The sequence below is a fragment of the Butyricimonas paravirosa genome, from assembly GCF_032878955.1.
Lineage (GTDB): Bacteria > Bacteroidota > Bacteroidia > Bacteroidales > Marinifilaceae > Butyricimonas > Butyricimonas paravirosa.
The window spans coordinates 4,105,775-4,118,971 of the sequence record NZ_CP043839.1 but is presented as its reverse complement, the minus strand read 5'-3'; the positions used below and the strand labels follow the sequence as shown (position 1 = coordinate 4,118,971).

Annotated in this window: 9 protein-coding genes; all 9 read right to left on the bottom strand. The window is 45.4% G+C overall.

Annotation, left to right across the window (positions count from 1 at the left end; translation table 11 throughout):
* Positions 1-9 precede the first annotated feature (9 nt).
* Positions 10-3,519: a SusC/RagA family TonB-linked outer membrane protein gene (locus F1644_RS16720; protein ID WP_158572024.1), complete on the bottom strand. Its 3,510-nt coding sequence runs from the start codon at positions 3,517-3,519 to the stop codon at positions 10-12.
* A gap of 143 nt (positions 3,520-3,662) precedes the next feature.
* On the bottom strand, positions 3,663-4,817 hold the full coding sequence (locus tag F1644_RS16715) for a FecR domain-containing protein (protein ID WP_118305306.1): 1,155 nt from the start codon (positions 4,815-4,817) through the stop codon (positions 3,663-3,665).
* Between the two features lie 476 nt (positions 4,818-5,293).
* The gene (locus tag F1644_RS16710) at positions 5,294-5,854 is read right to left on the bottom strand and encodes an RNA polymerase sigma factor (protein ID WP_168044144.1); all 561 of its coding nucleotides are present in this window, start codon (positions 5,852-5,854) and stop codon (positions 5,294-5,296) included.
* A 509-nt stretch (positions 5,855-6,363) separates the two neighbouring features.
* On the bottom strand, positions 6,364-7,413 hold the full coding sequence (locus F1644_RS16705; RefSeq protein ID WP_118305304.1) for a thioredoxin family protein: 1,050 nt from the start codon (positions 7,411-7,413) through the stop codon (positions 6,364-6,366).
* Positions 7,414-7,416: 3 nt separating this feature from the next.
* The gene (locus tag F1644_RS16700; protein ID WP_158572025.1) at positions 7,417-8,586 is read right to left on the bottom strand and encodes a TlpA disulfide reductase family protein; all 1,170 of its coding nucleotides are present in this window, start codon (positions 8,584-8,586) and stop codon (positions 7,417-7,419) included.
* A 14-nt stretch (positions 8,587-8,600) separates the two neighbouring features.
* On the bottom strand, positions 8,601-9,653 hold the full coding sequence (locus tag F1644_RS16695) for a TlpA disulfide reductase family protein (protein WP_118305302.1): 1,053 nt from the start codon (positions 9,651-9,653) through the stop codon (positions 8,601-8,603).
* On the bottom strand, positions 9,646-10,542 hold the full coding sequence (locus F1644_RS16690) for a hypothetical protein (RefSeq protein ID WP_118305301.1): 897 nt from the start codon (positions 10,540-10,542) through the stop codon (positions 9,646-9,648). Before F1644_RS16690 ends, F1644_RS16695 begins: the two co-directional genes overlap by 8 nt.
* Positions 10,543-10,556: 14 nt before the next feature.
* Positions 10,557-12,140 carry a RagB/SusD family nutrient uptake outer membrane protein gene (locus F1644_RS16685; RefSeq protein ID WP_118305300.1) on the bottom strand — a complete coding sequence of 528 codons (1,584 nt, stop codon included), beginning with the start codon at positions 12,138-12,140 and terminating at the stop codon, positions 10,557-10,559.
* An 18-nt stretch (positions 12,141-12,158) separates the two neighbouring features.
* Positions 12,159-13,190 (bottom strand): TlpA disulfide reductase family protein, encoded by a 1,032-nt coding sequence (locus F1644_RS16680; protein ID WP_118305299.1) that lies wholly within the window; start codon positions 13,188-13,190, stop codon positions 12,159-12,161.
* Between the last annotated feature and the right edge of the window lie 7 nt (positions 13,191-13,197).

Below are 13,197 nucleotides of genomic sequence, written 5' to 3'. Positions count from 1 at the left end.
GACCTATTTTTAGAAAGACACATTTATCCCAAAACTATACGTCGGAAGGGCCGGGATATTCGCACCATTCGTCTCCGGGTCCAGACCTTTCCATTTCTTATCGGCAATCGTGAACAAATTCGTCACCTGAAACCGCACCAGCATACTGGAAATATGTAGGAAATCCAACACGTTCTGCGGCACGCTATAACTCAACGCCACCATTTTCAATTTCAGGAAATCGGCCTTCGCCACCCGGATGTCGCAGTCATTATACAAATTGTAAGGATCAGAATGCCCGGAAATCCCTTCTGAAATATCATACACGCTGCCAGTTTCCGTGGCCAAGTAATTCTTCATATCCGTCGAGTTATAAGGAGCCGGATAAATCGTGTTATCCCCCGCCTGTTTCCAACACTTCAGCCACTCGTCCGAAAGATTCGTCAAAGGATCGATCGTGTAAGAATCGTAAAATTTCGGAAGACGGGAAACACTACCCGTACTATAAGCAAAATTCAAGGATAAAGAAAGTACTTTCTTGAAAGTCACCTGCGTGTCGAATCCCCCGGAAAGTTTCGGGAATATAGAACCACAATGCACTAACTCCAAATCCTGCCGTAACGCCCGATGCACCTTTTGCCCGTTTTTCGCGTAAAACAAAGGATAACCATTATCCTGATTTATTCCGGCAAAACGATAAGCATACATGGAACCGATAGGCTGTCCTTCCACGGCCAACGTCCCGGCCAGCATCTGATCCACCACGGTAGCCTCGCTCAAATCATCCCGATTAGCCAATGTGATCTCGTTCACGTTACGCCCGAAATTAAACCCGAAGCGCCAATCCCAATCCCGGTTATTCACCAAACCCAAGTTCACAAATCCCTCGAAACCCTTGTTTACCATTTTTCCCGCATTATAATACAACACGTTTTGCCCCGTGGAGGCCGCCACTTGTTTCGACATGATCAAATCGGAAGTATTCTTCCGGTAAATATCAAATCCTCCCTTTACCCGTCCGTCAAACAAAGCGAAATCGACAGCCGCATTCCAAGATTTTGTCTTCTCCCAACGCAAATCAGGATTCGGCAATTTTGAAATTTTCGAAATCGGTAACCCGGTCACGCCATCCCGATCCCCCACCGTAACAATCAGGTAAGGAGTGGCGCTCTCGTGAATATTCCCTTGGATACCGTAAGAACCCCGGAATGACAAATTATTAATCCATTTTGCATTTTCCAAAAATGATTCATTCGAGGCAATCCATTTCACGGCAAACGAATAAGTCGGCAACCACCTATACTTCGGGTCACTACCAAATTTATTGGAACCATCCGAACGAATATTGGCATTGAACACGTACCGGTTATCATAGCAATAACTGGCAATCCCGAAGAATGAAGCGACTTGCGTGAACGAATTTGTATTCGTCGGCTTATTTCCCCCGTACGTGCTGATATAACTAGACGTCTCCACCGGACTGAACATCTCCCCGAACTCCGGCACCCAACCGTATCCCGTCGTGGAAACACCTTTATACTCGTTCCGACGAGCCTCCGTCCCGGCAGAAACCGAAACATCGTGAACGCCGAACAGATGCGAATAAGACAACATATTACGCAACGTGTAACCGCTTTTGCGAGTACTTCCCTGCGTCAACATTCCCCCGTAAGGTAACCTTGAATCGGAAAACTCCGGGTCGTACTCCGTGTAAGCGCCATACTCGTATCCCCGGATTTCAGTCACTTTATACGATTGTGCAGTCGCCCAATCCCTCGTATTCGTGTTCCCGGTATGCCACGAGAATGTCCCTTCGTACTTCAACCCTTTCCACAACTTTAGCCTCAAAGCCAGCAAAGCGTTAAAATCATCCATCTTGGAAGACTTACCCGTATTCTTCAACTCTTTCAGAATATTATACCCGATATAATCCCGTCCCGTACTTCCGGCAGCCCGGTAACTCATGTAATACGAACCATCCTCGTTATAAGCCGGCATGGTCCGGGTCGTCGAGTAAGCGTAATCAAACGGATTCACCACGGAAGAATACCCCGTGTTAGAAGTCGTGGCATAATCAATCTTGGCCGTAAAACCCAAGTATTCATTATATTCCACGTCAACTTTCGCCAAGGTACTGAATTTCTCCGAATCAGAACCCCGGGCTGCTCCCTCGATATTTGAATACCCTGCGGACACGTAGTATTTCACGGCCTCCGTACCCCCGCTGACATTCAATGCGTGAGTATGCGTGACATCTGATCGGAATAACAGGTCAAACCAATCCGTGTTCCTTCTCTGCAACGTCTCCACCTTTTGCTCGAACTCCGCCTGTGAGATTTGCTTGCTCATCAATTGCTCGTAAGCTGCCTCGTACGTTTCTCCCGTGGGTACACGCCCAAAATTCATATTAGACTCTATCAACTGACGGGAGAAAAGCACTCGTTCCTGTGAATTCATCCGGTGATAATCCTTATAGGAAGGTCGAGTATTCAGTGTCAAATTCCCATTATACGAGATCACCGGACGACCTACCACGCCTTTCTTCGTCGTGATCACGATCACCCCATTGGCCGCCTTCACCCCGTAGATAGCCGTTGCCGAAGCATCCTTCAACACCGTGATCGTCTCGATGTCCTGCGGATTCAAACCTGCAATGGCATTACCGATCAAATATTCGGCATCCTCGCTATTTATATCTGAGGCTGTGAACGGCACGTCCTGTTCCAGAATCACCCCGTCAACCACCCAAACCGGAGACTTATTCCCATTGATCGTGGCATTTCCCCGGATTCTGATCTTCGGGGTCGCACTCGGTTCCCCGGAAGTGTTCAACACCATCATTCCGGGAATACGCCCCTGCAACATCTGGTCAATCGACCCGACTCCCTGTACCATAATATCCTTAGCCTTTACTGTAGAAATGGCACTTGCCGATTCCCTCCGACTAATCGTCTGGTAACCCGTCACCACCACTTCTTCCATATCATGAGAATCATCCTGCAATACCACGTGCAGCATCTTCTGTCCTGTCCACTTCACCTCCCGGCTCTTCATCCCGATGAACGAAAACAGCAGTGTCAGGGAATCCTGTTTCACGGTTGTCAGTGAAAACTCCCCTTTCGAATCCGTCGCCACCCCAATCGTCGTTCCCTTGATCAAAACGGTCACTCCCGGCAACGGTTGCTCCCTCTCGTCCTTCACGACACCCTTGATCACCACCTCTTCCGGCCCTTTCTGTTGTTGCACTTTTGTCAACACGATCACGCCATTATCATACAGACACTTAATTCCCTTCCCCGCAAAAACTTCATCCAGCAAGGCCAGCACCTGCCGTTCCTTGGCATGAACATCAAAACGAGGAATTGCCTCCACGTACTCACTCTTGTACATAAAACGAATACCCGTTTGCTCCTTAATCTCCCGAAGAAATTCTTCCACACTACAATTTTTCATGTCCACGCTGACTACCTGATTCTGGGCAACCACGTCCCCCCGAACCTGTACCAGCAACACGAACATTAGAAAACACATCATTTTCATCACTCTAAAGATTTTTTGAGCCGAGCGTAAATTTCCTTTACATTCTCCACTTTTTTTCATAACTTTGTCGATAATAGATTATTATTAGCCAGAGCCAACTGGCGTTCACTACAAGACGGAAAGACCTGCCAGTTTTTCCGTTTTTATTTTATGCTCACTACAATCGTTTTATTTTTCACGCTAAAATGCGCCCCCGTGCTTATCTTCAGGAAATGCAGGAACTCTTCCACCTCACCATAGCGTTTCATATCACCGGACAAACGGATTTCCTTCAATTCTGCATCAGCATAAACCACGTCACAATCATACCATAAAGCCAACTTGTTCATCACGTCCTCCAAGCGGTCGTCACTAAAAACAAAATCCCCGTTTTTCCAATCGATGTACTTTCTGACATCAACCTCTTTTACCACAATCCCGCTCGTCTCCACGTCACAAACGACCAGTTGATTCGGCGTCAACATCACCTGCCGGGTCCCGTTCTCCACTTCCACTCGTCCCTTCACCAACACGGACTCCACGACCTTCTCCTTCCGGGAATTTACGTTGAATTCCGTACCGACAGCCGCCACTTCTACCCCGTTCGCCTCCACGACAAACGGGTGGTCCGCATCTGCCTGCACCTTGAAATAAGCCTCTCCCTTCAACCGCACCACTCTCTTCTCCCCCGCAAAACGCACCGGGTACACCAACTCGCTCTCGGAATTTACCCATACCTCGGACCCGTCTGCCAACACGATCCGGTACTCTCCTCCTCGATTTACCACCAGCTTGTTATACACCACATTCCCCGTCTCTTCCGCAGCCACCGAATCCCGGTAAGCCACCATCCCTTCCTGTTCCACGTCAATAGCAACTGCCTGTTGCTCCCGCAACGACTTCCGTTCCTTTCCCAACTCCACCACGTCCCCCGTCGAAAGAAACAACCGTGCCTTGGAAGAACCGTGATGGATCACCCCGCTTTCTGCCAATGGCACATCCCTCACCCCTCCTGTCCACCAGTAATACCCGCCCCCGGCCAAGAGCAAAGCACTCACGCAAGCAGCAACCGCCACGGCTCGCCGGAGCATCGCCCTTTTCCTTGCCACCTGTCGGAAACGGCGTTCCCCCTTCCGGCTAACCAACCTTTCCCGCATCACCCAACGCTGACGCAGAAACTCTCGTTGCAAATCCTCGAAATACCGACGATTCTCCACCTTCTCGCCTAACCAATTCTCCACTTCCCGCACCTCCTCCGGAGAGAGAGACTCGCCCTGCCAGTATTCAAGTAATCGTATATCCCGTTCTTCTTGATTCATATTATTCTACTCAATATTCATATATAATAGACATCAACAAGCAAAACGGTTGACAAGAAAATGAAAATATTTTCAAAAATTATCGTGATGATTGATTTTTCTCCTCGTCGAGAGCGTATTGAAGATACAACTAAAATCGCTACCTTTACGAACACCCTTATTAGCAAGTAGCCCAAGTAAGCTAGAATTTGTCCCTGTAAAATAAAAATTTCAATAAAACACCTAACAGTTAGAACTATTATTCTGTGATCAAACTATTATAATAGACTTATCCAATCATTAACAATTACTATTATAACCTAATATTTTACTATTTCAATAGGACAGGAATAGGGCCGGAATGGGAGCGGAATGGGAGCGGCTCACAATATGATAACAATGTCATAGCATTTTAATAACACTGTTTTACATTTATTTAAATAAACTTTTTATTAAATATTCCTAGATTTGAACGTTTGCCCTCATCTTCTCGGAACCTAAAGTTTCGGAGATTTATGACAAGATTTTCCAAACGATCGAGACCTCCTATGATCTTCGCTATAAACAAGCACGTACAACAAAAAAGCCGTATCAGAAACAATCCCCCTCAACGTTTTCAGACTACGCACCAATAACGTTTTTACCGTGGCCACTGAAATTCCCAGTAATTCCGCCACCTCGGCATATTTCATATTTTTCAAATGCACGCATTCCAACACCTCCCGGCTTCTAGGCGGTAACACGTCAAGCGCTTTCAACACCTGATCTATCATGTCTTCGTGCGTCACCTCCTCATCCTCCCACACCCTTTCCACAACCGATATATCCGGAATACGCCGCATCCGACTCTGATCCTTCACCTTTCGGATAGCCATATTCCGCACGGAAACATACAAGTACGACCGTACCCGTTCCCCCTCCAGATTCTCGTTCAACTTCTTCTCCCATAGCCGCACGAAAAAGTCCTGCACTAAATCTTCCGCCTCCCCCATATCATTCAATATCGTATCAGCCCACAAAACCAATTCATCGTAAAAACGATCGTATAACTCATCCACCGAGAAAACTTTTCCTCCAGAAAAATGAATCGTATGTCCCTGTTTCCCTCGCACGTATTGAGTATTATTGCTTTTTTATCTAAACTCAAAAATAGACAAGATTTCTTCATTTTCCAAAAGGCCGATCACTTTTCCTGAAAAACAGAGCTAAATTGTATTCTCAAATTCTAGAAAAATTCACCCCCTCTTTATCGGGTATTCCTCTCAATAATTCAAATGTATTAGTTATATATTTCATACTTTTAATATACCATCTCCTATTCAACGCTAATAAAAATTGGAATTAAGATATTAAATTTTAGTAGTTATATATTTTCTATTACCTCTAAAATACATTTATTATAACAGATAAATCAGTTACATTTTATAGAACGCCCAATAAACTGAAACAGAAATATTTTCATTAGGCATGGTCCATAAAAAAGAGGCTGAACTCAAAAATTCATTTTGAGACAACCTCCTCCTTTCAAAAATGATCAGCACTCCTTTTGATACAGAGACTAATTCTTCTATTCATTTTCTTTCAAATTCCAGACCTCTCTCAAACTTTCCAACCGATCTTCTTCTTCCGGGAAATAATGCTTATATGCCCAAACAAAAGTACGTCCATATTGTTCCGCTTCCGGGAAAGTAGCAATTTTATTTATAGATTTCTTTACCTGACCCGCCTGACCGAAATAACATGCAGAGGCGACATCACACCAAGCCAAGAAAAAAGCCTTGTCCGGTAAATCCGACATCTCGATTAACGAACGCATATAAGGCATCTCGTTCGCTTCCCCGCAATTCCAAGGATTTTGTTTACTCGTGATCCGTCCCGTGGTATTATTAATTAAATGATCGAACAACATGGTACGAATGATCTCGAAAGATTCAGCCACTCGTCCTTTTCCTGCAATTTCAGTTCTATTTTGCACTAAAAACTTAAAACGGGGAGTAAACAAATCTTCATACTTCAATTGCTCGTAAACCACCCAATAACGCCCATTCAATTTCTCGTTGGGAGACAATAGCTGAAAAAGCGAATCGGTCACCCCTTTCACTTCTTTCTTCATGTGAGCCTCCTCGAACACTTGAATTGCTACCGGAATCTCTCTTTTTTGAAGAGTTCCTTTCACGTATTTCTCCATTAGATATTTCCATGATGTTCTCTCTTTTAGCCCCCGTTCCACTCGCGGTATAAAAAGTTTTAGAGTATCTGCCCCCACGACTTTATGTTGCAACGTGCCGTCCGGTAAAAACATCAAAAAGGTAGGATAAGCATGAACGTCATATTTTTTAGCAAACTCCACGCCATCCCCTTTCTCCGCATCAATTTTAAAGCACACGAAATGTTTATCAAAATACGTTGCGGCCTCCGGTGTCTGCAAAACTTCTTCACTCATCCAACGACAAGGTCCGCACCAAGAGGTGTAAACGTCTACGAATACCATTTTCTTTTGTTGTCTCGCAACATTTAACGCCTCCTGAAAATTTCCCTCCATAAATTTCACCCCATCTTGGGCAAATCCGTTCATCGAGAACAGAAAAATCAACACACTCAATACAATCTTATTCATAATTCAATTTTTTAATGCACTTTCCAACTGATTTATAACATCATCTACTGAATTCGTGGCACACATGACTTTGCCCTCCGAATTAAGTAAAACCAAATACGGGATCGAGGAGAGTCGATAGCCCATGGCCACATCCCGCAACATCTCTCCCGCGCACCGCAATTGCATCCACTCCATTTTCTCCTCTGCCATAGCTTTTTTCCACTCTTCCGGTTTTTCATCCAACGACACGCTAAACACCTGCAACTCTTTGGGGTATTTCCGGTACAATTCCCGCACGTGCGGGATAGCCTTCCGGCAAGGCCCGCACCACGAAGCCCAGAAATCGATTAAAACATATCCATTCTTGGCCATCAATCCTGACAATCTCACCGTGTCCCCCTTTACGTTCTCCACTTCGAAATCTGTATAATCACACAAACGAGCATACTTCAACATCCCGGGTAACACGCGTTTCATCCGGTTCACCCGAGCCGTGTCCGGGTTATTCTCGACCAACCGTAATCTCGCTTGTTGTTCCTCTGCCGTGTATTGGAAAAAAGTATTAAGTTCCTTTTCCACCCAATAAGCCGACACGAAATAATTCGGATGCCGCTTGATAAAACTCTCCGAAATACCTTGAAGTTTTGCCCTAAGCACACGAATTTCCTCGTTAGACTTCTTCACGGAATCCTCCGGCAAATTCCCCACCCAGGAAAAAGCTGAAGCCTTCAATTTATTATCTAGATTCCGCTCCGCATCCAGAGTCTCATTCTCGTACTCGCTCAACTCCTCCTGTCCCTTGGTCCCTTTCACGCTCACCATCTGTCGACGTTGAAAAACATCATTTGTTTTTTGCACCTCTTCCGGGGAAGCCATCTTCACTTGATAATTTGCATTCTCCAGCATGACCTTTACCTTAACAAAGTCAGCCGTACCCTTGCGAAAACGCAATTCTCCCATCACGTATCCTTCCACCTTCCCTTCCAATCGAAACGTACCATTCGATACTATGGTTGAGGCAATCTCACGCTCTTTTCCCTTCTCAATATCAACTACCGCTACTTTCATAAATGTATTACAATTCTCCACTTCTCCCTCGATCACAAACTTCTCCTCCTTCACCTCCCGATGACCACATCCCCAATTCACCAGGCACATAACAAATGCTACATACAACAACAAACTTTTCATCTTACAATATCCCATTATTTACACAAACTCTCTACCTTTTGCTTAATCTCCTCCACGTACTTGGGGTTCGAAATCACCCGTCCTTCCTTATCCAATATCAAAAAATAGGGAACACCACCAACCTGATACTTTTCCAAAAAATCCTTGTACCCCTGTTTCGTGAACACGTACTGTGCCCACGTCGCTTGCTTCTTCTCGATAGCAGCTTTCCAAGCTTTCAAATCCGTATCGCATGAAATTCCTATTACCACGAGTTCTTCCGGGAAACGTTCCGCCAACTCCTTGATACCGGGGATCGCCGCCATGCACGGGCCACACCACGTTGACCAAAAATCCACCAGCACGTATTTCCCCGTGGGAATAATTTCCGACAACCCGCACGCATTCCCGTTCATGTCATTCAACGCCAAGTTTACTATCGGGTAGCCTTTCGCCGTCACCTTCGCCAACGCACAATTCCGACGGAACACGGCTAGTCGTTCCGGGTCATCCGGAACCTCCGTGATCGCCCTTTCCAACTCCTCCACCTCTTCCCGCGTCAAATTATAGCCCATTCGCAACATCTTATTCGCCAAGTAAACCGAAATCACCGAAGAGGGATGCGTAAGAATAAAATCCTTATCCCCCTTCCCCTGCAACTTCCACAAATTGTATGCGTTAAAATCCGCCTGCACCCGTCCCCCGGTAATCTTAAAATCAGACGTGATCGGGGCATCGAGAGGAATACTATCATAATGAGATGCCTGCACGCACATCTCCACGTTATCCGCGAAAACGGGCGTGTACGTCCATCGAATCTCCTCTCCCTCCGCAAGACTCGCGATGTTAGTGGTTATCAACGTGCATAATATCGGTCCCTTTACCCGTCCCCTCAACTCAAAACGGCCGTCTTTCACGACAGTTTCACAAATCGTATTCGTAGGCAACTCTTCTGCCGTCAACAACGAAACTGCGATACTATCCCTCATGCCGGGGATCTGCCCCCGAATCACGAATTCTTTTTCTTGTGCACTGATTCCAGTACACAAGAAAATTAAAAACAACAAAATCAATCCTATCTTATTCATACACTTTCACTCCATGTTTACGTAAAACCTTCACCATCTCCTCCATCTTATCGATAATAATGGGGTATTCCGCATAAGTTTCCCGGAACTCGGATTCCGACAATTTAAAAATCTCCTCCACGTAAGCTTTCACGTCATACTCTTTCGTGTGGAAATCCGGTCCACCCCATCCGGCATCAGCATAAGTAGGCAAATACCCGCACGCCTCGATGGGATAAGGGACTACATACTGGGACGATAGTTTATAATATTCATCGCTATAAGTGTAAAAATCCGCCCAATCGGCCTCCGGGATAACAGAAATATTACTGCTGATCAGATTTCCCACTAAATTGGTCTTCAATTTCTCTTTCTCTCCTGCCGTAAATGCAGACAAGTTGCTCACGGTAATGACGGTCGACTGCATCCCGGCATAGAAAGAATATTCCACCGGATCTTCATATCCTCCATAATAATTATATTGGAAATAAACCAAACGATCCAGCAACATGATCGAATAAGGATAAAACAGTACAGGTACGCTTGTTAATACCTCCCGCTCGACAAACTCTGTCAACATCTTCTTCTCCGCCAAGGTTTTGTAGGGATAACAAATAAAAGAATCTATGCCTTGATTGGTTGAAACCATATTCCACTCCAAATGAACCTTGATATACACCTTCTCCTTCTTAGCGGACACAGCATTTACCTCTTGTGCAACCAATGTATCCGAAAACAATAAATACATACCCGTCCGGTCAAAAAAGCCTCTTCGCAACTCCGCCTCCTCTCCCGTGGCATCCGCAGGCACTGCAAACGGATTCACCTCCGGTCGACTATTATCCGGCCAATCCTCTTTAGTACAAGCCCATAAACCGGCTATTATCAGCAATCCTATTATATATTTCATCTCTTTAATTTTAATTATTCAACATCTTCACCTCTCCTCTCGTTACGGGGATTATCAATCATCCCCGTATTCCTGTCCAATTCCACTTTAGGCAAGGGCAACACCCAAGCCGGATCCTCCGGGGCCAAAGTAAACCGACGCTTCCAAATCGTTTCATACTTTCTCGTTGATTCATTATACACTCTATTCTCAACAATATGATTAACCGTCGTCTCTTGCGGGTATTTCTCAGCCACCTTGTAACGTCTCAGGTCAAACCAACGATGTCCTTCTAGACAAAGTTCTCGCCGACGTTCTTCCCGAATAAAGCGCACTAACTCTTCTCCTGAAAGGGCATTTACCTCTGCTTTGTCAAAAGCTTCCCGCTTAATTCTTCTCTCCCGCAAGTCATTCAATGCCTTTCGGGCTGTCACTTCATCCTCCCCACAAGCGGCCGCTTCTGCCAGATTCAAATAAGCCTCAGACGTCCGTAGCACGAATACATCCGACATCTCAGGAGTCACCCACGCCGCCCCATACATCTTTTTATACAACAATCCCAAGTCATCGGAAGAAACAATGAAATGTTCCAAACGCAAGTCTTTTGCTTCCTCCGGTTTGTAAGCCAAATACAATTCATCGGAAACACGCATATCTTGATTCGAAACATAAGTAGAAATTGAAGTTTCCGAGCTAGCATAAAAAGAAAGTGCCCCCGGTAAAGAAGTCGATCCGGTAGAAAATATCAACTCCGATAAACCGGGATACAAAAACTGTGAATTACTATACCCGTTCAAATCCGTCAAGCGCGGTCCTTCTTCCGTCACCAATTTTGCATATTTAGCCGCATTCTCGTAATCACACATATACAGGTACACACGACTCAACATCAATCTCGTTGCCACAATATCCGCCCGCCACACCGATTTCTTCGGCACATCCTTCAAATACTTTTCCGCCTCTAACAAATCCGCAACCACCTGCTTATAGACTTCAGCAACGGAACTTCTTTGATAATATTTATCTTCCACGTTATTCGACAATTTTATCGGCACTGCCGGATCATTCCCCGCCGTAGCTTTGGCATAAGGCTTCCCGTAAAGATTCACCAAGAAGAAATAGCAACTACCCCGCAGAAAATAACTCTCCCCCTTAATTCTACTTACGTTTTGCACATCCTCTTCTTCGGTCACGTTCTCATACGCCTTAACCTCATCCAAAATAATATTACAAGCATTTATATGAGCATACAAGTGACGGAAATCAGCCGCATCATCCCACGCGGTCTTCCCTTCCAAATTCTCGTACACCCGGTATTGCCAGGTATGATACCCGAAGCTTGTACCGCACGCCCCTTCGTCCACCCAAGAGTCTCCCTTGGTCTGCTGTGCCAATTCGTCCGACATCACGTGTAAGCAAGCCAAATTAGCTTCTCCCGCAATACCCGAAAATTGCCAACCGTTAGTCACGTAAAACCTTTCGAAATAAGCATTTCCCAGTAAAATCTCGTCCAAATCATCATACCCCTTGATATAGGACTTATCCTGTGAGTACTCCTCCAAGAAACCCGAGCACCCACACAAAGCCAAGAAACAAATAATCAAGTATAAATTTTTCATATTGCCTGCATTATCATGTTAATTAAAAAAAGAAGCCACTTTTTGCTCCAACTCCTCACCCCGCAAATCCATCGCAATAATTTCCCCTTTCGGGTTCAACAAATACATTTTCGGAACACTCGTCACACCGTAACGTTTCGCCACCGGACAATCCCACCCCTTCAAGGAAGACACGTGTACCCAAGGCAATTCCAATTCAGCAATAGCCTTCATCCAAGCATCACGCTTATCATCCAACGACACGCTATAAACCTCGAATCCCTTATCCCGGAATCGCTCGTAAATCGCTTTCAAGTTCGGGACTTCCTTCCGGCAGGGGCCGCACCACGATGCCCAAAAATCCAACAACACGTACTTCCCCCGCAACGAGTATAACGAAACGTGTTTCTCTTCCGGCGTAGTCAAATCTATATCCGGGGCAATTCCTCCCACTCGTGTCGGTCTCATGTAATCAATATGGCCTTTCAACGATTTCCCCGCAGCAGAAGCTTTCACCTCCGGTGTCAAACGCTCATAATCCTTCGCAATCTCCTCGAACGGGTATTTCGACAAAAGCAAATCCTCCATGAAATAAGCAATTGACATCCGGTTTAAATTAGAATCGATAAACGCTTCCAACGACACATCTTTTTGATCCATCGCATAACCGAACATCACGGCAAAAGTACGAGTAAATTGCAAGTCTCCAGCCCGTTTCATCACCGCTTGTTCGGGACTGCCCTTCACCGTGCAAGAATTCTGCACGTTTTCATCTCCCAAAAATCCGACAATATCAACCACTATCGGCTCCCGATCCAGTAAAATAGTTTCTGTTCCTGATCCCATGGAAAGCGTCAATCTTTTCTCCCCCGTGAATTCCTTACCCATGTGAAATTTACCATCTCGAACAATAGCGCTATCAACCACTCGGGCATCTTCACCCCAACCTTCCAACAAACAAACGATCTGTCCGTCAGCCCCTTTCCAAGTCCCTGAAATGGAATACTTCTCGACCTGATTACACGCCCCGACAAAAAGGACGATTAAAAGAATATACATATATTTCATCATCTCCACG